This is a genomic window from Sunxiuqinia rutila, from assembly GCF_050589705.1.
GTDB lineage: Bacteria > Bacteroidota > Bacteroidia > Bacteroidales > Prolixibacteraceae > Sunxiuqinia > Sunxiuqinia rutila.
Genome location: NZ_JBNGOT010000001.1, coordinates 305,117 through 331,431, shown reverse-complemented (window position 1 = coordinate 331,431; position 26,315 = coordinate 305,117). Strand labels below are relative to the sequence as shown.

Here is a 26,315-nt window from a genome sequence, read left to right as displayed (position 1 = left end):
ACTTTGGCAACCACCGGCTGATGATCCGAAGGGTATTTCTGGTCATTTACTCTGAACATTAGCCTATGGTCAATAATTTGGATTTTGAACCATGGCCCCTTGACTCAAGTCCATTTGAGTTTGAGGAATGGGTTGATATTCGTGTTTCCCCGCTACAAATGCTGCATTGGCTAAGTGAGAGCGAAGCTGTTTTTCAGTTTCGAAATAGCTATTCATCACTTCGTCAGCAATACCCCACCGAACAAGGTCAAAGAACCGGTGCCCTTCGTGCGCAAACTCCAGACGACGCTCTGTGCGCAAAGCCGCTAAAGCTGCATCTTTCGATCCGAATGCAGTTTGATAACTGTCAATGACATAGTTGGCTGCATCAGCACTGCCATCCATCGTTTTGACATACATGCCATCGCGGGCACGTTCCCGAACCATATTGATATAAGTGCGGCCTGTTTCAAGGTCATTGGTTTCGATAGCTGCCTCAGCACGCCAAAGGAGTACATCTGCATAGCGAATGATGTAGTAGTTGACGGCTGTAATGTATGGCCATACCGCCAAATAATGAGGGGAGTTAGTTGACAGTAGTCGCTTTTTTGTAATATGGGGTCCGTATACCGAAGCTTCACGTGGTGTCCAGTCATAAACCTGAATATCAAAAAACGGAATACCGTGGCGGCCTAATGTGTGATCAAGTCTCGGGTCAATTGGATCAGCGTCTTCAAGCATGGTATTATCGTAAGCTGGCAAGCCATTAGCATCAGTTTTAAAGGCATTGACCAGGTTTTGGGATGGACGAAGGAAGCCATAGCCTGCATAAGGGCCTCCGGGAGACATTAAGCGGTCTCCGATAGAGCCATTGTAGTTGCTCGGAGAACCATCATTAATTGAATACTGGATCGCAAATACAATCTCTGGCCCATTGTCATTATCTGGCAAAAAGACATCGCTGAAGTTGGTCATCAGGCTATACTTTTGCGATTCAATGACATCATCGGTTTCAGTAATCACATCATCCCACTTTTTCTGAAACAGATAACATTTGGCCAAGTATGCTTTTGCAGCCCATTTTACCGGACGTCCGGGCTCAGTTTGCTCTCCGGGAAGTACTTGGGCCGCGGCTTTAAAATCATCTTCAATTTTTGCCCATTGTTGTTCGTTTGTTAAATCAGAATTTGAAAGAGCATAGAAATCTTCCTTGGTAACAACCGTTTCGTCAATGTAGCAAATATTGCCATAGATTTTTTTGGCTTCAAAATGATAATGCCCTCGCAAAAAGCGCATTTCTGCCAAACGTTGCTCTTTTAATGAGGCGTCAAACTCTTCGCTTTCATTCAAGAGACGAATGGCCAGGTTGGCACGACGAATTCCTTCATAAAGGGCTAACCATTTACGCTCGATGTCTTTAACGGTTGGGTCGGTTGCAAAAATCTCCATTAGGTGAATTTGGTTTTGGTCACCAGTACCACCACCACCTTTATAAGCATCATCGGAAACAACATCGCCAAAACTCCAGTTTGATGCTGGAGAATTGTATGCATTCGAGGCTTCGTCAAATTGTCCATTTAAAACAGAGTAAGCTGAAATAACAGTCTTTTCAACATTCTCTGGTTTTAAAATCTGATCGGGTGAAAGCTCTCCAATTGGGCTTTCCTCCAGGAAGCTATCACTACAACTACTTAAAAGGAATACGCTTAGAATCAGAAAATATATAATTCGTTTCATGATAATTTCTTTTTATGGTTCACTGATTAAAGATTAAAATCCAAGGTTTACACCAAAGGTGAATGTTCGGGAAGGAGGATATAATCCACGGTCAACACCAATATCCAAGTTGCGGTGTTCCGAGCTATAGTTTTGTAAGCCGACTTCCGGATCCAGTCCATCGTAGCCAGTGATGGTAAATAGATTTTGGATTTGAACGTAAACACGGAGCTTACTGCTGTTGATACGTGATGCCAGCTTATCGAATGTGTAGCCAATCGTTAGGTTTTTCAGACGGACATAGGAAGCATCAGAAATGTAATAGGATGAAGGACGGATGTTGTTGTTGGTATCATCCAACGATAGGCGAGGAACTGTTCCGCCTGTGTTATCTGTACTCCAGGCATCGTGCACATGGTCCAGCTTGTTGTAAGCCGAAAGGTTGAAGAAATCTCCGTAGTAACGGGTTAAGTCCCAAACTTCGTTGCCAAAACTGCCATTAAAGAATAAGGCCGCATCCAGATTCTTGTACTGGAATCCAAGATTCAATCCTAGAGTAAAATCAGGATGTGGGTTCCCGATAAAACCACGGTCATCTCCATCTAAAACGCCATTGTCATCGGAGTCCTCAAATTTCAGGTCACCAGGCTTGGCATTCGGTTGAACCTTATGGGCATCAATTTCTGCTTGATCTTGGAAGATTCCCAAGCTGCGGTAGCCATAGAATGAAGAGATGGGCTGACCAACTTCAGAACGAGAAGTTTCCTGATCGAAGTTTACACTGTGCAGGTAGGAGCCTGGCAAAGCGATGAAGTCAATGTCATCAGGCAAACTAGTCAATTCATTTTTAATGTGAGCGACATTTAGGCTGGCATTCCATGAGAAATCGGCTTTGCGAACACTTTGGTAGTCGATCAACAATTCAATCCCTTTGTTTTCCATTTCACCCACATTGTCCCAAACGGTTTGGTTGGTACCACCAGCAACCGGAGGAAGAGGACGCTCCAAAAGTAAGTCTTTGGTTTTCTTGAAGAAGTAATCGGCAGTAACACTTAAACGGTTATCAAAGAATCCCAAATCCAATCCAATGTTGGTTTGAGTGGTTGTTTCCCATTTTAGATCGGCATTTCCGTTCCTACTTTGAGTAAAACCGTTGTAAACAGAACTTTGTGCTCCGTCAATCGCGTAGTTTGAATGATTTGGGTTGGTGTAATAACTTTCAATTGTGGCGTAAGGAGGAACATCCTGGTTCCCGTTTTGTCCCCAACCTAAACGTAACTTCAGATTATTTATGGTGCCTTTGTTGAAGAAATCTTCTTCACTGATTCGCCATCCGGCAGAAAGAGCCGGGAAGTTCCCCCACTTGTTGTTGCCAAGTTTTGAAGAACCATCACGACGGAAGGTGAATGAGAAAAGATAACGACTGTCGTATGTGTAATCGGCTTTTCCAAAATAGGAGGTCAATGAGGAGTTTAAGCCACTGCCCGAGTTCTTCTGAGTGCCGCCATCTCCTGCATCCAGGTACCGGAAGTTATCTTCTTCATAAGGGAAGCCTTCACGCGAAGCGCTGTTTATTTCGTAAGTTGATTCAATGGCTTCCATCCCCCCTAACAGATCGATCTGGTGTTTGTCGTTAATTCGAGTGCTATAGGCAATGGTATTGGTCCATATCCAATCGAATTTCCAGCTATTGGTTGTCGACAGGGTGCTAATGGTGCTGGGGTTATGTGCTCCTGTTTCCTGAAACTTAGGGCTGAAATTTCTCCGGTAATAATTGGAGTAGTCGGCACCAAAGTTCGTTTTTAACGTCAGGCCCTTAATGATTTCCAGCTCAGCATAAATATTTCCAAAGAATTTAAGTCGTTTGTGGGGATTATCCTGGTTATGGAAAAGTTTGGCGTAAGGATTTCGGATGTCACTTAAAAAGGCTCCGGCAAAGTTGCCATCCAAATCATAGACAGGAGCAATCGATGGGTACTTGTAAGCATCGTAAACCACACTACCCAAAACACTGTTCGTTTGCGCTTGGTTGGACCACGAGTGAGATAACGAAAGGTTTTCGCCAATTGTCAATCGGTCAAAGAAGCGGTATTCTGAATTGTAGCGGGCGTTTATCCGTTTAAAATCGGTGAATTTAATAACTCCTTCCTGATCGAAATAACCCAAAGAGAATGATTGGTTGGAATTGTCTCTTCCGTTGGAAATACTTAGGTTATAAGATTGAACCAGCGCATTTTGCTGAATTTGGTCTACCCAATTTATATCGGTTGATGGCACCAGGCTATTTTCATCTAAAAACGTTGGGATTGTTGGTGTAGCGCCCGTTCCGTAAACATCACTTACAGGTGTCTTTCCATCGTTTTTGTGGGCTTCCCACAGCAGGTCGCCATAGTCTTTTGCATTCAACGGATTCAGTTGCTTGGCTGATGATTGCACTCCCCAGTAAGCATCGAAGCTAACACGAGCATCCCCTTTTTCTCCTTTTTTGGTCGTAATGATAATCACCCCATTGGCAGCCCGCGAACCATAAATAGAGGCTGACGAAGCATCTTTCAAAATTTGAAGTGATTCGATGTCATTGGGATTGATCATGTTAATGCCTGATTCGACAGGGACTCCATCGATAACATATAGCGGATCATTGTTCCGAATTGTACTGAATCCCCGAACCCGAACAGACACGCCTCCACCTGGAGCATAATCCCCAACGACATTAACTCCGGCCATTCGGCCTTGAAGCATCTGATCAACCCCGGCTACTGGTGTGCCGCTCAAATCTTCAACGTCAACGGTTGAAACAGCTCCGGTTAAATCTGCTTTTTTGACCGTGCCATAACCAATTGCAACGACTTCTTCGATGCCAATAGTTTCGTCTTGCAAAACAACATTGATTGTACTGCGTCCGGCTACTGACACTTCTTGTAGCTGCATTCCTACAAAGGAGAAAACCAAAACAGCCTCTACCGGAACATTGGGTAATTCGTAAAAGCCTTCACCGTCGGTGATGGTTCCGCTTGACGTGCCTTTAACCATAACAGTCGCTCCGGGGATAGACTCTCCGGAACTGTTGGTCACCGTCCCCCTTACCGGTTGTTGTTGAACGGTTGTTTTTTCAGTGATGACTACATTCTTGCCAACAAATTCAAATTGGTAGCCATTGGGACTCAAAACTTCGTCCAATATTGTTTCTACAGTCGCATTTCTCACTGAAATATTAATATTCCTTTCGTCATTTAAGAGATTACTGGGAACAAGAAAACCAATACTGAGCTGATTCTCAATTTCTTCAAAAACCTCCGTCAGACTAACGTTTTCAAAACTCATAGTTATTTTGGCGGTTTGTGAGTTGCCGGTATTGGCTTTGGCCAACATGGCTGAAATCAAAATTAAAAAGACAACTAAACGCATCATGAGATACCATTTTTTCAAGTAACAACGGGATATTAACCCGTAGAATACAGATTTTTTTTTCATAATTTTGTCCTATTATTTTTTATTAAAACTCAAGGGATTGGTAGTCCCTTATTCCAGCGGGCAATATTGGTAGTATTGCCCGTTTTTATTTCAAATAGATTAAGTCGGGCTCTGGAAACCTTTCTTTTCGTTCAACTTCCATCGGAATTGAAATTTTTAGCATTTTGATGACTTCGCCAATAGAGGTCTCCCGGTGTATGGTCCCGGAAAAACGATAACTATCGGCAAGTTTGGTGTTTTGATAGATAAACTGGACATGATAGATTTTCTCCAGTTGCTTGGTTATGTTTCCAAGAGTTTCGTTCCTGAAAATCAGTTTCCCATCTTTCCAGGCAACATAAAGGTTCGTATTTACTTCGCTAATAGTAACAGTGTTCTTTTGTGTATTTAGTTCAAGCATTTGATTCGGTTGCAGCAAGTATTTTTTTCCTGAATTGGGCTGAAATTCTACCTGCCCTTCAACCAAGGTTGTTTGATAGATTGGTGCTCCCTGTTGGGCTGAAACATTGAACTTGGTTCCGAGTACTTTTATTTGAGCCAGATCTGTTTTTACAATAAATGGTTTGTCGGTCTGCCGGGTAACATCAAAATAGGCTTCTCCATTAAGTAAGACTTCCCGTTTGTTGGCATTGAATCCATTATCGTAGTCCAGGGTAGACCCCGGACGCAGGCAAACCATGGTTTGATCCGGAAGTGTGACAATTGAGTTGGCGTAGGGAGTTGCACGAATTGAAAAATCCTGCTTGGCCGTTTGATTTTGTTTTTGGTAGAAAAAGTGAGAGCCCCACCAACCAAGGTTTAATACCAGAAAAGCAATTGCAGCATACCGAAGAATGAAAAAGGAGTTGAACCTTTGGGCTTGGTTATTTTTTCCTGTTTGCCGAGGCTGAATCTTTTCCCAAGTCTCCGAAAAAGGGACTGCCGGCTTTTTATCCGCCGCTTGCCCAGACCAGGACCAGAGTTTATGAAGATCAGCAAATTCATGGGCATTTTTATCATCATCGAGCCATTGGTCCAGTTTTTTTAGTTCATCCTGGCTGGCCTGACCTTGAAAAAAGCGTGCTATGATTTCGTGAATATTTCGCATTCGTCGAATGTGTTTGTAATAAAAACACTAACTGGAAGTTGAACCCTACATGGATTGATAAAAAAAACGGATTTTTTTATGACAGGCTTAAGTAAAATAAAACAGGGAGTTTAAGGGCTGCTTCTTTTGAACCCAAATAAGGAGCAAGCTCTTCCCGAAGCTGCTTGAGCGCTCTGGTTATGTTGGCTTCAACAGCTTTGATTGAAATATCCAATACAGCAGCAATTTCTTTGTTGCTTAAATCTTCGAAGCGACTTAATTGAAAAACTTTTTTGCATTGTGGACTCAAGCCCTGAATGGCTTGTTGCACTTTTTCGAAAAGTTCCTGGTAAAGCAAAATATCTTCGCCTGTCTTTTCAAGCAGTTTATGACTGATTGAGTTGATTAGGTATTCCGGTTGATCTGTTGTTTGAAACTGTTTTTTTCGCTGCCGAATAACATTCAAACTTCGATTGCGCACCAGAATGAAAAGATAGTTTTTGATCTCATCGTCGTTTTGCAAATGGATTTCGTTTTCCCAAAGTTTGATGAAAGCGTCCTGAACGACGTTTTTGGCATCTTCTTCATGATACAAAAAACGTTGGGCAATGTCATAGTAAACGTGGAAGAAACGATTGTAAATCGTTTCAAACTCATTTTTTTGAAGTGGTTTTAGTTTTTTGTTAGCCATATAGCAAGCAATCTTTACAAAGCTATGAAAAATATTATCGTCCTTTTTCTGCTTTTAAACAAGCCTGTTGTTAGCAATACTGAATTTCGGTTTAAGATATCCGCTTCATACTAAATATAAGAAAACAATGTTAACAACCCGCAAACAATGAATGACTCAAAACTAAATACTGAAGTTTGCCTTAAGTTTAACTCAATATCAAATCTGTATAATTAGGTAATAACGCCCTCACTCATTCATCCAGAGCTGTTTGTTCTATAAGAAGAGCAATTACTTTAAATGCGCTTCGCTCTTATTGATGCTATATATCGCTTGCATTTGCACTAAACAAGAAATTACAGATTAACAGAAAAGATGGAGTAATGACTCTTCCAAGGCACTTCTAAAACAGCTATCAACAAAAAAACCGCCTCTGTAAAAGGGCGGTTTTCTGTTTCTTTGGATTTTATAAAAACACGGATCAATCGAGCACTACTTTGGCAACCACCGGCTGATGATCCGAAGGGTATTTCTGGTCATAGCTGTCTGTTAACACGCCGTAAGACATCACGTTAACATCCTCACTAACAAAGACGTAATCAATTCGATTGTTCATTGGGGCATCAAACTTGAAACTATTGAAGGTTCCTACCGGGCCATAAGGAGGCATTTGAGTAACCGCATAGGTATCGTTCAAGTAGCCGCTAATGTTTTGAATCTGCTCCGTTTCAGGAGTTGAATTTAAATCACCCATGAAAATAATGGTTCCATCACCTGCTATTTCCTTCATCTTTTCAACAACCAGAATACCGGACTGACGCTGCGCCTCAACGGCCTGATGATCAAAATGCGCATTGAAAACAAAGAAGGTCTTTGCCGTCAGTTTGTCTTTAAACTCACCCCAGGAACAAATCCGTCGGTGCTTGGCTTCCCAGCCGTAAGAGGGTTCTTCAGGTGTTTCGCTCAGCCAAAAATCACCACTGTCAAGCAACTCGAAACGCGATTTCTTATAAAAAATTGCGGAGTGCTCTCCGGCCTGCTTACCATCATCGCGCCCCACTCCTGTAAAGGCAAATTCCTGCATTTCCAACAGGTCATTCAGTTGCCCAATTAACCCTTCCTGCGTACCAAAAATATCAAACTCATGATAGCGAATCAGCCCTTTCACTTGTTCCTTTCGGTTTGGCCAGGCATTTTCGCCATCATTTGGCGTATTGTAGCGGAGGTTGTAAGAAGCAACAATCAGCTTGGTTTCAACTTGATTGGTATCCGATGTGGTTTGTTTGCCATTGCATGCAGCAAAAGCCAGCATCACAAAAATTGAGAAAAGGAATTTTATTTTCATTGTTATAAATTATGAAGAACGAATGGGTTCATTTCCATTCGTTCCTGTGGTTATTCAATCCGTTCTTTTCCGTATTAAAAACCCATTTCGCTTACTCCCATCCTGGGTTTTGTTCCAAGTTAGGATTCATCAAAACATCATTCTCCGGAATGGGATAGTAATAATTCCGATCGTTCCAAACGCGTGGAATGTTATCCAACCAAGTCAATTCTCCCGAGGTTCCGTTGGTCAGACGCTGTGGGTTGGGCTCACCATTGATGGTCTCTCCCACCTGCACAAATTCATACGAAACATCGGGCAGTGGATTCGGAACTTGTTCAACAAAGATAACATCATCAATCCCATCTTCATTCAAATCCATCGGAACATTTAATGCCGGCACATAAAAACCACGCCAATTCATTTTCATTAGCTCTCCGCGTTTCCATCGCACTAAGTCGTTGAAACGAAAGCCTTCCATAACCAATTCAATAGCCCGTTCTCTTCTGACTTCCAATATTACCGGATCACCAATTTCCGGAAAGTAGTTTGTTTGAAGGTACGAATCAATCTGAGTGGGCAACTGATCAAGCCCTGAAGTAATGCCCGCACGTGCGCGCAAAGCTCCAATGGTCATTGCCCAATCAGCATCGTTAAGAGTTCCCAGCTCAGCTTTAGCTTCGGCGTAATTCAACAACACTTCGGCATATCGGAAAATGGCCACTGAATTGTCATTGTAATCTCTCAAATCATAATAAGTATCATCCAAAACCCATTTGATCGGCTGGTAGCCCGTCAGCACATAACCGAAGGATGGTGGCGCCGGAATAATTTGTCCGCCATGCACCCGCGTGTAGTCGCCCAAGCGAATGGTCTGTTTCAAACGCAAGTCCCGTTCTTTTACTTCTTCCCAGAAAGGCTTGGTTTCATAACCGGCTTCAGCTGCAAACGGAGTACCATCCAGGTTCAGGTAGGTATTCACAAAAGTTCGGGACAAGCTTGACTTAACCCCGTAGGTAGGACTGGTATATTTCCAGTTGGCCGCATGCAGAATACCTAATTCCTGGCTCATAACCACGGCCAGCATCACTTCGGTATTCACCGGGTTTGTGCTTACAAACAAGTTGCGGTAAGCCATGTCGGCATCCCCGGAACTATTCAGCGCATAGCCTGAATGGTCAATAACTTCCTTGGCAGCAGCGGCAGCTTGCTCCAGCCAGGCATCAGCCGAAGCCTGAAGCCCCAGCTCGGTATGGTACTTACGGAAAGTTCCTTCGAACAGGCAAATGCGCGCTTTAAGGGCATAGGCCACCCATTTGGTAATGGAGCTGCTGGAGGCATCACTTTCTTTGCTGATGTGTGTGCAGGCATAGTCGATGTCTGCCAGCACCGAGTCCATCACCAGTGTCCGGGAATCTCTTCCGGCATAAAGCAATTCCGTGTCATTGATGTCCGGCACTTGGCTGATCCATGGAACATCGCCAAATCGCTTAACTTTTTCGAAGTAGAAAAAAGCCCGGAAAAAGCGCGCCAACCCCATGTAGTGTTCACGAACCTCTGGAGCAACGGCTTCATCGGTATTGTTTTCAATGAAGAAATTAATATTCCTCAAGTCAGACCAATTCCATCCTGATGCCTGGTTGGGGCCATAGCTGTTGGTGAGGAACTGGTTAATGGAATTGCTGGCAATAAAGTCAGACATGTCATCGCCCAGGTAAATATCCTGAGCCGATGGAAGGATGTTATAAAATGAGTTAGAGTACAATTTGAGTCCAGCCTCGGTGTTAAACACGGGCTCTTTAGAAACCTCGGCTTGCGGCAGTTCCACCATTTCGCATGAAGTCAGCAGCAAGACAAACAGCGCTATATATAAATTGAAATACTTCATCGTTCTATTTTTATTTTTCATTAATTACTAGAATGTTGCTGAAATTCCGAAGGAAACTGTTTTCAACATGGGATAATTCAGCACGTTTCCGCTTCTGCGTCCACTTCCCGATGTTAATTCCGGGTCTGACCCTCCGATATTCTCCACATCAAAATCTTTGGTTGTGCGGTACAAAGGCGACCAGGACCAAAGGTTTTCGCCCGACAGGTAAACCTTGGCTGACGACAGGAAGGAGATTTGCTGCATCATGCTTTTAGGCAGGTTGTAGCCCAGTTGCACATTCTTCAGCCGGACGTAAGCGACATTCATCGTATACCGGGTTTGTTTCTGATTGAGCTCTCTTCCCCAGCCAGCAACATAGCCGCGGTAGCGCGGAAGAAAAGCGTTCGGATTACTCTCCGACCAAATGTTATCCAGGTGCCACTTAGGCATGTTGTTGTAAGGGCGGTTGTATTGGCCCCAAAAGTGACTGGCCTCGGCATCGGGCCACCAATCCTGCTTGCCAACTCCTTGGAAAAATCCGGAGAAAAAGAAGTTGTTCCAGTCACCGCCCAGGTTCAAACCAAAGGTATAGCGAGGACTTGCATTCCCGATCACCTTCAAATCGCCCGAATCGCCAACCCGGTTTTGACCAATATTGATTTTTCCATCGTTGTTCAAATCCTGAAACTTGATGTCACCAGGCAAAAGAATATTGTTGGATGAAACCCGAATATACGATTGATCGGCATGAGCCTGAATTTCGGCCTCACTTTGGAATAAGCCTTCAGTTACAAATCCCCAGATCTCGCCAAGCTCCATGCCTTTATAATAGTCCGACAGCAACTTATCCGGGTTGTTGAATTTCGTAATCACCGATTTATTGTCGGCCAGGGTGAAACGCACATTATAGTTGAAAGGTTTGGCGGCTAACTTGAACTGATCGCGCCAGCTAACAGTCAATTCCCAGCCTTTGGTTTCCATATCGGCATAGTTGCCCTTAGGCACGCTGGCCCCAAATACGGCCGGAACCGGCAAGCCACTGGTATACATATCGGTTGTTTCCCGCTTATACACATCGGCTGTAATGTTTAACTGATTGGAGAAGAAGCCCAGGTCCAGACCAAGGTTTTTAGTGGTTGCCGTTTCCCATGTTAATCCTTCCGGAATCACATTGGGCTGTGACGTAACCGCTGGTCGTGTTCCGTTGATGACGCGTCCCAGCTGCGAAATATTAAAAAGTTCGATGTAGGAATAAGGCGACACATTACCATTTCCCAACGAACCGTAAGAGGCCCGTAATTTTACGTTGGAAACTTTTTCATCATCCAGGTTCCAGAATGATTCTTCAGAAATACGATACCCGACAGAAACCGAAGGGAAAAAGGCCGTTTGCTGGTCGGACGGAAATTTAGAAGAAGCATCCAAACGACCATTCAACTCCACCAGGTACTTGTCTTCAAAACTATAGTTTAACCGATAAAACTGACCGGCAACACGCCACTTATTGTAATTTCCGTCAGTAGTAATATTTTCCCCAATGGTCAAGGCAATATTTTCGGCATCCTCAAACAAAATTCCATTTCGTTGCCCTGAAAATGACTCATAGGTACTTTCTTCATAGTTAAAGCCAGTCATAACTTTCAGGTAGTGCTTTTCGTTGAAGGTGTTTTCATATTCTCCATAAATATTGGAGGCCAGGTAGTGCGTATCAGCACTAATCCGACGAATATCATTGGTTGTTGTTCCAACATAGTTCACAACACCTTCCTGCCGGCTGTAAGGTACTTGTATCCGTCTTCGTTTCTTAGATTGGTTGTTGGTTGAAAAGGTAAAATCGCCTCGAAGACGCAATTTGTTATTGAGCAAACTGGCCGTTAAGCCGGTGGTGTTTTTAATAAACGTCCGCTCACTGTCCTCGCCGTTTTTGCCGTAGTACATGTCTCCTACCGTATAAGCCCCGGCATGAGTCAGCGTTCCATCCGGGTTCAGCATGGGGGATGTGGGGTGCCCTTCATCGGCAATGTTTCGCCAGATACCGCCACCTTCACCAACATTCAGGGGTTGGTGGTATTTTTGCTGCGAGTACTCGGTATTGTTATCCAGCGTTAGCCAATCCGTAATTTTAATGTCTCCCTTCGCTCTGAAGTTATAAATGGAATAATCATCAGAGTTATACCGAAAAAGGCCTTCCTGATCATTGTAACGACCGGAGACATAATAGCTCACTTTTTCGTTGCTCCCCGAAACTGAAATATTCTGATCCACCGAAGTCAGCTTGTCTTTATACAACAAGCCATACCAATCCGTACTTCCATAATAGACATAGTTCCCATCGCTGTCAATTTCGTAGTCAGGCAAATCGGGGTTCTCCGAGCGCCTTTTCAGCTCTTCCAAATAAGCCAGCGAAAAAGCCTGCGTTTTATTAATCGAGGACGGAATACGGCTGTAATCATTGTAAGCATTGTAGCCCTCACTGAACCACTTGGCATAAGTATAACCATCTGTAACAAAATCGGGCACAGCGGTAGGAGATTTAATTCCATAGTTCATGGTGTAATTCACAGCAACCTTCCCGCTCTCAGGTTTCTTCGTTGAAATAAGAATCACCCCGAAGGTTCCACGGGCTCCATAAATGGCTGCAGAAGCGGCATCCTTCAATACGGAGATATTTTCGATATCATTTGGATTCAGCAAACTTGGATCTCCCTCAACACCATCAATTAAAATCAAGGCCGAGCCCCCTTGTCCAATGGAAGCGGCCCCGCGAACCTGATAGCTGGCACTCCGCATTGGCTTTCCGTCAGCCAAATTAATGGTCAGGTTGGGAACGACACCTTGTAAGGCCTGCGTTAGGTTATTAACCGGACGGTTGGTCAAGGTTTCTGAACTAACTTGCTCAACAGCACCTGTCAGATTCACTTTTTTCTGAGTACCATACCCCACAGCAACCACTTCTTCGATACCAATAGTTGCATCCGCCAGACTAACATTAATCACGACTTGGTTGCCCACGGCTACTTCCTTTGTTTCCATCCCAACGAACGAAAAAATCAGGATAGCATCAGCAGGTAGATTGGTTAAAGAATACTTCCCGTCAAAATCTGTAACTGTCCCCTTGGCTGTTCCTTTTATAACGATTGCGGCACCGGGCAACCCTCCTCCCAGCGTATCCGTCACCTTCCCGCTAATCGAGCGAACCGGTTGATTCGTTTGTGAATAGCCGTTTAACGCAATTGCTTGCATTACTCCGAGCAGTAACAGCAAGCCCATTAGTTTCATCCTCACTAGAATTTGGCCCGACTTCCCTGGAAGAGAAAATCCGGCATGAATCTTCTTGTTTTTATTCATACTTTTGAATTGTCTTGATTAAATAATTCATTTATTTGATCTCAAACCCGAAGGGCACGCAGGCCTTTCGGGTTTCCTTTTTCTGGCGGCAAATCTAGACCAGCCTTGTTACAGAAAGATTACAGTGAAATTAAGTTTGGACTGTTTTCTGATTCTCTTGAATTATTGAAGCAGACTCCCACACTATTTTATAAAAGAAAAGGCCGCCCATTAAAAAATGAACAGCCTTAAATTTCTAAAAAGAGAAATGTGTTACCCCCAAAGACCTGAAGCAAAGAACGTAACTAATGCAAACTGAAATAGCCAGATCTCATTTGCAGCCTCGAATATGGGGAACAAGAGCAGGTGAAGTAGGTATTTCCTCAATTAATTCTTTTCAATTCTTATCTCTGCTTTTGAACGATCCACCTCCATTCCATGCTCATTAAACCAGCTAAACAGGTCTTTCCCCATAGCCATGCTTAATAAAGCAACGGTATTATTCATATCATACTTGGTTATATTCTCTTTGGTAGCATGCTTTCTCTTTAGTCTAAAATAATCCGCTAAAAAGTCGGGATTTTTGCTTCTTAATTGCTCAAAAACCCAGTACGTTTTTCCCCAATGAATATTATTCTTTGCTCCCTTATCTAATTCATCGCCTGTTCCAGTCAGGTTGCCACGAATATCATAGTTCTTCATTGACGGATCATGTTTCAATGCTCGTTCAATTGTTCTTTGAATACGCCGCATACCTTCTTCCTCATAGCCCATGTCCATCATCACCAAGTTACCAACATAGGTTGCTATTGGCTCATTCCAGACTTCAGCAAAAGGAAGCACCCAAGAGTGAACAGATTCATGCGTCAAAAATTCAATCATGCTATCTTCCCGTTCAGGAAAGCCTCCCCACCAAACGGCCAGGGCTACGACTTTTCCACTTGAAAACCCACCACCGCCAGTTGCTAGCAATGTGATCTGAGAAGCCATCCCAGGGGATAATGAAACTCCCATTCGATTTTCAATATAGGGAAATGATCGTTTATATACATCCACCATGCTGTTAGCATATGGTTTCATATAATCGTTAAAACTCAAGTTGAAAGTTCCGTGATCTTCATTGTATTCTAACTGATCAATTCCCCTTCCATGAAACTCTTTTTCCTCATCAACTTTTTTACCTGAGACTATATCCTTTAACAATGGACGCCAAATAACCTTATTAATGGAATCTCGCGCACTGGGATGATTTCCAGCTAACGCCCTTGAAGAAACTAAAAGAGTACCTTTCCCAACTTTTCTTTTTGCCATTACGGGTTGCTCGGCAGCATCCTGAACAAGAATATCCCAGCGATTGGATTGATCCAATTTAAATATTGCAGCCCCTTTGCCTTCTACTGTTTCTGCTTTTACTTTTTCAGTGGCAGCTAACGGGTACTGAGCTGGCCCTGTGCAAGAAGCTCCAAAAATATCAAGCAGCTTGTTTTGCGAAATACCATTCTCAGTTCCCATAATAACCACTCCGCCACCTTCAGTGAGAAAATCCTGAATTGTTTTAATATCTTCATCCGTATATTGCAGGCGATCATCACAACTCAGCAGGATCAACAGGTTTGCATTGGAAAAATCAAAGTTATACAAGTTGCACCAGTTGGTTACTCCCTTCCCGTCAGGCAGGTATTGCTGATGAAAACGGTTATCGGCATAAAATGAAAACTCATGCGATAAATCGGTTACCGCATGGACAACTACTTCTTCATTTTCAGCTTCTGCAGGCCCTTTACAGGAATACAGAACTGAAAAAACAGAAAATAATACTACTGTTATTAACTTAATACAATTCATTAGAAATAAATTTTAATAGAGTGAACAAAGTCCTTCAGGTCAACCCTGCATCAATAACACTCGTCTATCTTTTAGTTTTTATATCGTGATTATCTTAGAGCTCTTGTTTGTAATCCCCTATCTTCTCTAACTTCACGGCTCCCGCTTCAGACACTTCTATAAGTGCTGCATTTAGATTGAAGATTTTCCCATTGAATTCAACCTTTTCCAAGCGCTGTTTCTGCAACGAAAGCCCTGCTAATCTCATAAATGGAAAGAGGTCTTCGCCTACAGCTATTGACATGTCTTCGACCATTTCATCCCAGGTCAGGCGATGCATTGGAGTTTCTTTCCAACGCGTGTGCTGAATATATTTCCAGCGGGGATACCATGTTGGTCCATACCGGTCATCCAACTTCTGCCAAATCCACCAGGTCTTGGTCCAGTCCTTGCCTTTTCCATACTTTTCTCTGAGTTTTTCATTCTCGTAATGGGTCACCAAATCAAGCTGATCTCCACTGGAATCAAAATCAAAAAGACGATTACACTTCTTCACCGGATAGTCCCTTAGTCCTGTGTCAAACCAGGCATCAACTTTTCCCTGGAACCAACCGGCGTGGGCTTCGCCACGGTTAGGTATCGGGGTAATTCCGGCCACATTCCCTTCATCGTTTACAGGCCCGTGCATCGTATGAGCCAATTCATGTGCAAATATGGAAATGATCCCCTTGGGAGAAAGGCTAATAATTCCATTCTCTTTCGGCTTATAGGCATTAACGGCCCATCCGCCACCGCCACCTGATGATAAAACCAAGTACATTGGCTCCAAAGTAGGTTTCGAAGGCAACCATCCTTCAATCAATTCTTTTGCTCTTGGAACATCCTGATTGACAGCTTGAATCAATTCCGGTTTTTGATTTGCGGCATAAAAAAGAACAATATCATTAAACTGTTTTTCTAATTCCGGATAAATTCCACCACCGCCGCCATTAGCCATTGGATAGCGCGGCTCACCTCCTACCGGATCTTTTCCTGTTGCTGCTTCCTGCAGTAAAGAAACCAGCAAACGATCTTTTTCTGCTGCTTTTAATTCGTCGCCTTTGGTATTACTCAACAGTTCCTCATGACCAACAACAATAACCTTTCCTTTGCCAAGCTGTCGAGAAGCTACTACAGGATTTCCCTTTTCTCCTTTAGCTTTTACTTCCCACTCGTTATTACAGGAAATAGTTGCATAAGCCACATCGCGATAGGCATCACTCTCTGACGTAAATTTAGCTCCAAATCGACTACTAAGCTGATTGAGCGACCACTCCTCAACCAACTTCCCAGCTGTTGGGGTAGTTCCAAAAATAATTAAGCCACCTCCTTCATTTACAAAACGAACCAAGGCCTCTTGTTCTTCAGGGAGGTAATTTTGTGCATTAAGATCCGTTTGAGTAGTAATAATGACATTGTATTCGAAGTTAGGATACCACGCAAAAGGATAAATCTTCCGTGTTTCATCCCAAGGCATCCTTACTCTGCATTTTCCATTTGCATCCAGCACCGAATTTAAAGCAGCTTGATTTCCGATTGCCCTGAACCCCTGATTGTTCAATCTCCGGGGCAAGCCCCACATCGTAGCAAACTTACACTGGTGGGCCAGGTCAATCATCACATTCAAACCATTATCTTCAACAACTGGTTGAAGCGGTAAGGGATATTGCTTGGCAACTGACACTGGTAGAGTCTTCCCGGTCTGCCAATACGAATCAATTTCATCATAAGTCAACTGTTGTCCCTGACCGACGTTAGAACTCAACAGCAAAATCAAGCTAATTAAAATGGAGTATTTGAAAGTCATTGTAGGTAAATTTTGGTTAGTAGTAAAGATTATTAATGTCTGATGGGTTGAAGCTTTTTCCTTTCTTATGGCAATTTCTACCACTGCATTGTTTCACGTTTCTATTCTCCCGCCTCCTATCCGACATAAAAAAAAGCAGGCCTTACCTCCGTAAGACCTGCTAAAATTATCATTAAGGCTTACTCCAGTTTTTTAGAGTAAGGAATTCGCATCTTAATTTCCCAGCTTCCTGAGTCATTGATTTTTATTCCCCAACGGATGTAGGCTTCACAAACAATCTCCCCGGTTGTTTCATCCACCTTATAGTCAGACCAATCCTGCTCACCATAATCCGCCTCATAGGCCTCTTTATCAACCGTAAACGCATCCTTGGTACTCAAATAGTACATCAACTCTCCCCAATTATTCCTTCCAAACTGAGGAAAGGGAGGAGCAGGAAGCGAAAAGGTCGTGCCTGTTTCATCTGTTGTTGTTTCCGTTGAATTATCATGAAAATTTTGATAGTAGCTTGCTCCATTAGGATAGCGAACTATTTTCTCTGGAGCAAATGGAGTATCATCGCTATCAGTAATTATCATCTTTACGCGAACACCTTGCTTTGGTTCTTCACTTGTTTTCTTAACCGCAAAATAAGGATCAGTTCCATTTAAAACTCCGGGAACCCTATCATCGTAATCATTCTTCAAATGAGAAGCAAAAAGAGCCTTTTTACTTCCATCCAACTTAATCAGATTATTCCTTACAATCATCTCTTTCGGAAACTCAACAGGTTTAAAATCCTCCAGCTTTACAATTACATAATCGTTTAGCTGACGTTCTCCCCTCACATTGGATACATTGACATCGAGAACAAAAATATTCTCATCGGCAGGAACAAATTTAGAAGCCTGGGTAAAAGCCATTTCACCGCTAACGTCATTAATCAGGATACTTGGTTTATCCGCCAATTCCAGTTTGGCCTCAGCCAAAGCAAGTGTGGTATCCGTATCCGGGTTAAATGATTCTTTCCAAATCAAAATCTCATGCTCTTCCTGTAGTGCATTTGTCGGATTTCCATTCTTATCTCTTATGCCAGTAATTTCCCAATGCATAGGATAAGTTGACCCTTCGACAGAAGGAGGCGCGGAAGTCATAAAAGTTCCACGCGGAACAAAGATTGTATCTTCCAAAGCATATATATTATCGCTAATATAGCCTACCTCGGGGGCCTCACAAGAGACCATAGCTGAAAGCAAAATTACTATATAGAATATCTTTTTCATTTGTTTATAATTTTTTACAGTAATCCCATTAACTGTGGAATAACTTCTACTTAAAAACATCTTCACATTTTCAAAAATTATCATCCTGGCTATTTCATGATCAAAAAAATAAAAGCGGCAACAACCAAGACTCTAACTCTCTCTTACCAAGACTCTTTAATTTATAGCAAACCCTTACAGGTATTCTCACCCCGAGTCGCTACTTCTTTTTGTGATTGAACAGAACATGAGTTCCTTGTAAAACATGGATCACGCCGTTTGTTGAAATAAGATTAGAGGTACGGACAATTATACGGGTATCATCTTCAATATTATCCCACTCATCCCATTCTTCTCCTTTCTTATACGTAAAATATACATACTCAGGCGGAGAGCTTAACTCATTGCTATACGAGTTAAGGTCTGGTTCCAACGAAATACGTCGTGTTTCTCCATTAACCGCAGTATAAATTTTTCCTTCCTTTGACATATCCTCACGAGCAATTTTTTCGGCAAATACATATCCCCCCATATACTTCTTCAGAGTATCCGTCGGAATATCATCAATCGTAAATTCTGCTAAAGGATCGGTCTCTCTTAATTCAGCAAGAACAGCATCAACATAATTTCGAACAGAAAGGTTATTCGCCACAAAAAGAGTTGTACTCCCATCAACTTCGTCTGCCAGTCCTGCTCGCTCCAGCAGTATCGCCATTGTATCCAGCTGAGGGTGAGATTTCAGGAATTTCATCGTTGACATGCCTACAAAGGAGTCACTAATTCCCCCATCCACAATGTAATCGTCTTCACATGAAAAAAGAACACAAACTACTGCTACTATTAATAACAAATTCTTCATAGCTATTTTAGTTATATTTTATTATCCAGTAATTAATTAAATCTTACCTCTCCAATACTCCGTTTGGACAATGGAAGGGTTATTCGAAATGATTGATGGAGAAATAGGCCAAAAATATCCACGCTTTTTGATCCGGTTGGTATTCATCCAGGAAACTCCTTCGTAGTAATAATCCATCCGAATCCGGTCAAAGCCGGAGTGCCCCTCTCCAACAAGCTCGATTGCACGTTCGTCAAACAGTGCTTTTAGTAGGCTTGCACGATCAGTTCCACCTGTATAGGCAGGAACTCCAGCTTTAGAGCGAATTAAATTTAAGTCTGCCACAGCAGCCGCTGCATTGTTCAGTTTTGCATTTGCCTCAGCACGAAGCAAGTAAACATCAGCTAAACGAAAGATCAAGATATTTGATTCCAAAAACTGCGAGTACTGATCTTCTGAATCCGGATCTTGTGATTGATGGGAATACTTCATCAGGAAGTCCTCATCGGGCGTACTGTAATCATAAAAGAAAAGGTCTTTCCGGACATCATTCTCCCGAGCTTCATCTTGAGCCATAAACTGATTTCCATAAAAGTCAGGATCAATAAAAGGTGATTTATTCGTATTCCTGTTTTTCCAAATAGGATAATTCAAGGTTAAGCCCGTAAAGGCATCATCCGCATTGCGCATCCGCATCGACTCGTTCATGTCTGAACTCCAATTAATTTCAAACAAGCCGGTTTTAGACTGTCCAATACACATTTTATTAAACCCTTCAACTCCCTCAGCCACATAATCAATTAACTCGACATTTCCATTGTCAATAACCGATGTAGCTGATGCAATACATTCATTCAGCATTTCCTGGTTATTATTATCCCGGCTTGCATACCACAAGGTAAGATGTGCTTTCAATGCTTCCGCACTTGCCTTATTAGCTGTTATCGCCCATCGGGGATCATCTGGGGTAGAATATTCCAAATTATCAATTGCCTTGTCGACAGCCAATAAAGCATGATCCAGAACATCTTTTTCAGGAGATCGGGGGATTTCTACAATAAAGCCATCTTCAGTTACCAACTGATCCGATGACTCTACAGACTCGGTTACGATTGGCACATTTCCCCATACCCGAGTAAGATAAAAATAGGACAAGGCCCGAATAAAAGCGGCTTCCCCAATAATCCGTTTTTTATCTTCAACTGAAGAAAAAAGCTCATCAGGCATCTCCTCAACATAGCTTTCAATTGTGACTGCCCAGTTCGCTGCCCGGTAAAGCTCTTTCCAGCTTTGTGAATATCCTCGATAAGGCAGGTTATAGTTTCCACTTCCTTCGATATAATTTGTGATCCAATTACGGCTATTCATGAAAGTCATTCCTGTAAACTCTCCCCAGAACATGAAATTTGATTGGACAGTTACAGCATACTTTAAAAGGCCATAGGCTCCTGCTAATGCTTGTTCGGCATTACTCTGGTTTACCCAGAATACATTTGGGTGGGTTATTGTTACCGGCTCTTGGTCTAACAAATCATTACAGCTCTGGCTACTAAGCAGTAGCATGAAAGCAATAAATATGTGTGTTATCTTTTTCATCGTATTCAATTTTTATTTTTTTAGAACTTAACATCAACCCCAAATGAGATGGTGGATGCCTGCGGATATCCATTACCATAAACGTGTCCTTTCGCATTAACCATGGTTGCATCAACCACCGCTTTTGACCGTTGCCATTGATAAGGATTAAGAACTGACAAGTATACTCTTAAACGAGAAAGCCCATAGTCGCGAATAAAACTTTTCTTATCAAAAGTATAACCAATAGATGCATTGGTAATTTTCCAGTAGTCACCACTCTCCAGCCATAAAGTTTGATTCCCTCTAAAACCATAAAAAGCTCCTAGACTTGGACTGGTAGGATAAAGGGCGGGGAAGCGAACTCCAGCTGCTCCATCTCCGGGCTTTTCCCAAAAGCTATAAGCACTTAAATCAGCCAATCCTGTTTTCGCCCAACCATCTCCTCCGCGATCATAGCGGTCCATATAGCTATTAAGTACTGTATTTTTGATATCTGCTCCGAATGAAAACTGACTGTATGCTCTCAGGTACCAACCTTTATATTGAAGGTTAATATTGAATGACCCCAAGATATCTGGAACAGGTGAGTAGTCAGGCGCTAACTTCAAATCATGATCCTCATTGAGAATATAATCCCCATTTAAATCTTTCCATATTGGAAATCCCGGACGAATTGCAGCCCATGCACCTTTTCCGGCCAAAGGCTCTCCTGTGTAAGGATTTACCGGTAACTGAGATAAATCATCAATAATATAATCATTCAGAAACATTTTATATAAGTTAACCGGCAATCCGACTACATAGCCATAGTCGTCTCCAATATAATCTCTGTTTCCGCTCGGCAATTTACTGATGAAATTCTTATTCTGAGATAAGCCTGAGCTAAGTTCTAAACGCAAGTCATTATTCCGGGGAAAGACATGCCAGCGAACCATTGACTCCCAACCGTAATTAAGAATACCTGCAACATTTGCTTTTGCTTTATTGTAACCGGAGTAGGCTGGGAACCGGACATCAAAGAATAGTTTGTCAGTCAATTTATTGTAGGCATCAAATGTTACGCTTAACCGTTGCTTAAACATATCCAACTCAAACCCCAGGTTCCATTGGCGTGAATTTTCCCATGATAATTTATTATTTCCAATGCTATTATAATTCGGAACAACTCCAGTTACTCCGGCATAAGAGGAAGGGTTCATCTGATTGGCCCCAAAATAAGTTCCACTATACCCAAGTTGATAGCTACCAAACCTCAAGTAATTTTCGGGAAACTGTTTCCCGTTAATCCCCCAACTAAATTTAACCTTTGCAAAATCGACAAAGCTTTCTTTCACCAAGGCAAACCAAGGCTCATCAGAAACCACCCAAGCCGCTGAAAAGGAAGGGAAATGCGCCCAACGCACATCAACTCCAAATCGGGAAGATCCATCTATACTGTAGCTCGCTCCAACAATGTATCTCTTTTTAAACTTATAACTTACCCGTCCAAAGTAAGAGATCATTGCATTGGATGACAATGAAGTAAAACCTCCAACTTCTTCTTGGGTATACCGGTCATTAATTACCTGGATGGCATCACTACCAAAACCAATGGCATTCAGCCCCATATCTTCATAACGGTTGTAATCAACCTTTTGCCCTAAAATACCGGTGAACTGATGCAATTCAGTATCTCTATAGTAGCTCAAATAGACATCTGAAGAAAGATTCTTACGGGTGAAAAGAGAATAACTGGCAAATCCATCTCCTTCGGTTCTTGTTGTTGACGGTTCATAAAAATTCTTCTTATTACTGTCATAAACAAAGGTCTGTTGCGAGTTTAAAGTAAGACCTTTAAAAAGATCCAAAGTTGCAAAATTTGAAACTGTCGTAGTAATTGATTGATCAGTATTTAACTTCTCTTCCAATTCACCCTGTAATGATGCTATCTTTTCATCCGTTACGTAAAACAGCGAAGAGTTCAATGAATTAGGATTAACTGGCAGGGCCGGGTTAGAACTTTTGTCATCCAGCCAAGGGTTCCCTTGTCCTGTTTGCTGATCAGTAAATACTATTCGTGTATTTAACTGATTATTAAAACGCTTACCTACCTTGCTATTGATATTGGCCGATAATGTATATCGATCAAAGCCAGTCGCTCTTACGACCCCCTTATTATCATCATAACCGAGGGAAATCCTGTAGTTTGCCTCTTCAGATCCTCCTCTCATGCTCACATTATACTGCTGCTTAATACCTGTTTGATAGAACAGACTTTGATAATCCAAATTATTGTTAAAAGCATAGTTCAAGCTGTCTGACAGCATAATTGGTAAATTATCTGACATTTGCTCGCCAGTTGTCCACCATTTTTGAACCATATCCATTTTGGCTTGTCTTTCAGCTGCCCCAATAAGCATTGCAACTCGATCAGGTTTAGGCTGAAATCCATAATTTGCAGTAAAAGTAAATTCAGGCTTAGCTAACGCTTTTCCTTTTTTGGTATTAATAATAATTACGCCATTTGCCCCTCTGGAACCATAAATTGCTGCTGCTGAGGCATCCTTCAAAATATCAATACTTTCAATATCCGCTGGGTTTAAGGATGCTAAGAAGTCCGTATTAGAAACATTATAACCGGCAAGGTCTTCCAATGAGGTCTGCACCCCATCTACAACGTAAAGCGGATTACTAAAAGCAGTATTCGCATTCAAATCGCCCGAAATACTTGTATTACCGCGAATTGTTAATGCCCCTCTGGCTCCGGGAGCTCCACTAAGTGTCACATTCTGTATTCCGGTTGTCTGAGTTGCAAGCAAGGCACTAACATTCGTTACAGGAATATTCTCCAAATCTTCACTACGAACACTTGTAACCGATGCTGTCAGATCTCTTTTATGTACCGATTGATAGCCAATGGCAACCACTTCTTCCACGCCAATACTTTCTTCTTCCATCATTACATTAATCGTAGTTTGGCGCCCAACTTTTACCTCCTGAGTCTTCATTCCTATGAAAGAAAATATCAGAACAGCTGACTCCGAGTCGACAGTCAGTTCGTATTTCCCATCAACATTAGAAACAGTCCCTTTAGATGTCCCGGCAACAGCAATCGTCACTCCAGGCAGTGCTCCCCCATCTTCGTCTGTTACTTTACCGGTTATAACCCTATTATTTTGTGTCAGTTGCAAAGTCGACAAAATGATGTGTCTCTCTGAAATTCGATAACTCACATTGGTGTCTTCAAAAAGAAGGGATAACACATCGTTAATACTACTATTTCTAACTTTAACCTCTACTTTCCGATCCAAATCAATCGCATCTTTATTATACACGAAATAGTATTCACTTTGATCCTCTATCTGAACTAAAGCATCAACTACCCTAACATTCCGAAGATCCAGTGAGAATTTTGCGTTTTGGGAATGAACCTGGAGCCCAAATGATTGGATTACTCCCAACATTATAAACAAAATCGTAAACTTCATTTTCAATACAATTTTTCGGGGATGCCTGGCTTTTAGATAGCTACAGGCATAGAACCCTCTGTTTTTTTTCATACTTTTGGTTTGATTTGTTAGTACTTAATAAATCGTTGATTTTTTCAAACTTTAAAACAGGAAAGAGTTGCCGCTCTTTCCTGTTCTTTTTTCGCTTCATGTTTGAGTTTGTATCATATATTCTATTTTTATTATTATTTCAAGTCAATAAACATTTTCGGTCTTAGTATGTGACTTTATTCACATCCCGACTGATCACAATTTTTCGTTTTGAATAACTTCCGTCAGGCTGTTTTTCACGCTTAATATAGTTGATCGTTATCGGGATCGAGCTGGCAAAGATGTCCAATACCTGCTCAATATTTTCGTCAATGAAAGTGGCATATAATGTATAGTTCCCCAGCGAGGGATCAGTCATTTCGATATCGACATTGTACCAGCGCTCCAGCTTGTTGACAATCCCAGCAAATGGTTCATTCTGGAACAGCATTTTACCGTCTTTCCACCCGGTAAACACATCCATCTCGTCTACTTCAGAGGCACGTATTTCCTGGCTTCTGATGTCGTAGGAAGCCGAATAGCCCGGTTCGAGCAAATACTCTTTGTGACTTGCTTTGAGGATCAGTGTTACTTTGCCTTCCACCAGGGTGGTTTCCACTTTCCCGTTATCTGCAAAGCCGTTCACATTAAAAGTAGTCCCATACACTTTTACAGTCAACTGGTTGGTCGAAACCTGCATGGGCATGCTCTCATTCTTCGTAACTTCAAAATAAGCTTCGCCTTTGAGTTTCACCTCGCGGGTAGAGCCAGTAAAAACCGATGGAAAGGAAAGACTGCTTCCCGAATTGAGCCAAACTAGGGAGCCATCGGGTAAAACAACTTGTGTTTTGGCTCCAAGGGGAGCCCGAAAGGTATTAAAGGTCTTCTGGCTAGCCGTCAACGAATTAAGGTTAGGGGTACCTGTGGATGCCTGGTAATAAAAATAAATGGTTGTTAAAAGTAAGGGAATAGACAAAATAGCTGCGATATGAGAAACCCACTGCATCATACTTCTTGATCGAAGTCTATGCTCGGCTGAATCAGGTGTAGCAGCAAGCCTGCTCATCAGCCGTTTTGAGGCCTGCTTCCGTTCTTCCGCAGCAAGCGCTACTGGAATAAATACCAATCCGGCAATAAACTTTCTGGCATAAGCCAACTCCTCTTCAGAAAGTTCATACTGTCCCTGTATTCTTTTTTGCTTTTCGGCATTGTAGTCGTCAAAATTTCGGATTTCAGTCTGAAAAGCCTCATCTGCAAGTAAGTTTGTTAATTTATCGTGTACCTCCATGAGTTTATCTTTCTTGCCGTTTTAATAGGTAGAGGGCAAAAAAGCAAAAAGGTACTACCCCAAATCAATCTTTTTTTGAAATAATAATAGAAGCGCCATCAATAGCTCATCCCTATAATCGATACCCTCCCAGAGTTGAGAGTCAATTTTAGTTCGAAGATTCGCAATGGCCCGTTGCATCATATTTTTAATGGTCTGTTCCTTGACATCCATGATCCGGGCAATTTCGGCATAAGACAGGTTGAAATAAAAACGCAGGAAAATTAATTCTCGTTGGCGGTCAGGCAGACTATTAATGGACTGGACTAACAAACTACGCAATTGCCTGGAAGTTTCTTCAACTTCAATAAACTCGGCTGATGAGAAAGAAAAAGCTTGCGAATCACTATCTTCAGGATTCCGGGAGGTAATTGCCCAATTGATTGCTTTGTTTTCAAGAAGTCTTCGTCTTACCGAAGAAAGGAGGTAAGCCTTCGTGTTTTTCACATCACCCAGAGTTGTTCGTCTCTCCCAAATCCGAAGAAAAACATCCTGTACCGAATCTTTGACCAGGTCTGGCTCATTAACAATCTTCAGCCCATAGTGATATAAATCCGAATAAAAATGATCGAAAAGTAGCGCCAAAGCAGCATGATCTCCGGATTTCATCTGTTTCCAGGCAATTATCATTTGGTTTGTGTCCACGCTCATTTGCATATTTGATGACAAAACACCCCATAAAAGAACTAAAATATTTATGAATACAGAAATGCATAT

The 26,315-nt window shown here is 42.2% G+C and carries 15 protein-coding genes; all 15 read right to left on the bottom strand.

Annotated elements, in window-relative coordinates; all coding sequences use genetic code 11:
- Positions 1-69 precede the first annotated feature (69 nt).
- A complete protein-coding gene (locus ACRD6K_RS01190) occupies positions 70-1,716 on the bottom strand; it encodes a RagB/SusD family nutrient uptake outer membrane protein (RefSeq protein WP_299578277.1) in 1,647 nt (548 codons plus the stop codon).
- Between the two features lie 33 nt (positions 1,717-1,749).
- Positions 1,750-5,106 carry a TonB-dependent receptor gene (locus ACRD6K_RS01185; protein WP_430971732.1) on the bottom strand — a complete coding sequence of 1,119 codons (3,357 nt, stop codon included), beginning with the start codon at positions 5,104-5,106 and terminating at the stop codon, positions 1,750-1,752.
- Positions 5,107-5,254: 148 nt separating this feature from the next.
- Positions 5,255-6,256, bottom strand: coding sequence for a FecR family protein (locus ACRD6K_RS01180; protein ID WP_430971731.1), 1,002 nt, complete (start codon positions 6,254-6,256; stop codon positions 5,255-5,257).
- 76 nt (positions 6,257-6,332) lie between these two features.
- Positions 6,333-6,926, bottom strand: a complete 594-nt coding sequence (locus tag ACRD6K_RS01175; protein ID WP_430971730.1) for an RNA polymerase sigma-70 factor — start codon at positions 6,924-6,926, stop codon at positions 6,333-6,335.
- A gap of 460 nt (positions 6,927-7,386) precedes the next feature.
- Positions 7,387-8,250 carry an endonuclease/exonuclease/phosphatase family protein gene (locus ACRD6K_RS01170; RefSeq protein ID WP_430971729.1) on the bottom strand — a complete coding sequence of 288 codons (864 nt, stop codon included), beginning with the start codon at positions 8,248-8,250 and terminating at the stop codon, positions 7,387-7,389.
- Between the two features lie 91 nt (positions 8,251-8,341).
- Positions 8,342-10,117, bottom strand: coding sequence for a RagB/SusD family nutrient uptake outer membrane protein (locus ACRD6K_RS01165; protein WP_430971727.1), 1,776 nt, complete (start codon positions 10,115-10,117; stop codon positions 8,342-8,344).
- Between the two features lie 27 nt (positions 10,118-10,144).
- Entirely contained in the window at positions 10,145-13,378 is a 3,234-nt protein-coding gene (locus ACRD6K_RS01160; RefSeq protein ID WP_430971726.1) for a SusC/RagA family TonB-linked outer membrane protein, read from the bottom strand.
- A 435-nt stretch (positions 13,379-13,813) separates the two neighbouring features.
- Positions 13,814-15,067, bottom strand: a complete 1,254-nt coding sequence (locus ACRD6K_RS01155) for a hypothetical protein (RefSeq protein ID WP_430971725.1) — start codon at positions 15,065-15,067, stop codon at positions 13,814-13,816.
- A gap of 298 nt (positions 15,068-15,365) precedes the next feature.
- Positions 15,366-17,096: a hypothetical protein gene (locus ACRD6K_RS01150; protein WP_430971724.1), complete on the bottom strand. Its 1,731-nt coding sequence runs from the start codon at positions 17,094-17,096 to the stop codon at positions 15,366-15,368.
- Positions 17,097-17,275: 179 nt separating this feature from the next.
- The gene (locus ACRD6K_RS01145) at positions 17,276-18,358 is read right to left on the bottom strand and encodes a DUF5007 domain-containing protein (RefSeq protein WP_299578286.1); all 1,083 of its coding nucleotides are present in this window, start codon (positions 18,356-18,358) and stop codon (positions 17,276-17,278) included.
- A gap of 199 nt (positions 18,359-18,557) precedes the next feature.
- Positions 18,558-19,196, bottom strand: a complete 639-nt coding sequence (locus ACRD6K_RS01140; RefSeq protein WP_299578287.1) for a fasciclin domain-containing protein — start codon at positions 19,194-19,196, stop codon at positions 18,558-18,560.
- 36 nt (positions 19,197-19,232) lie between these two features.
- Positions 19,233-20,771, bottom strand: coding sequence for a RagB/SusD family nutrient uptake outer membrane protein (locus ACRD6K_RS01135; protein WP_299578288.1), 1,539 nt, complete (start codon positions 20,769-20,771; stop codon positions 19,233-19,235).
- Positions 20,772-20,791: 20 nt separating this feature from the next.
- Complete coding sequence (locus ACRD6K_RS01130) at positions 20,792-24,292, bottom strand: SusC/RagA family TonB-linked outer membrane protein (RefSeq protein ID WP_430971723.1); 3,501 nt, start codon at positions 24,290-24,292, stop codon at positions 20,792-20,794.
- Between the two features lie 163 nt (positions 24,293-24,455).
- Positions 24,456-25,559, bottom strand: coding sequence for a FecR family protein (locus tag ACRD6K_RS01125; protein WP_430971722.1), 1,104 nt, complete (start codon positions 25,557-25,559; stop codon positions 24,456-24,458).
- Positions 25,560-25,613: 54 nt separating this feature from the next.
- A complete protein-coding gene (locus tag ACRD6K_RS01120) occupies positions 25,614-26,249 on the bottom strand; it encodes an RNA polymerase sigma factor (protein ID WP_430971721.1) in 636 nt (211 codons plus the stop codon).
- Between the last annotated feature and the right edge of the window lie 66 nt (positions 26,250-26,315).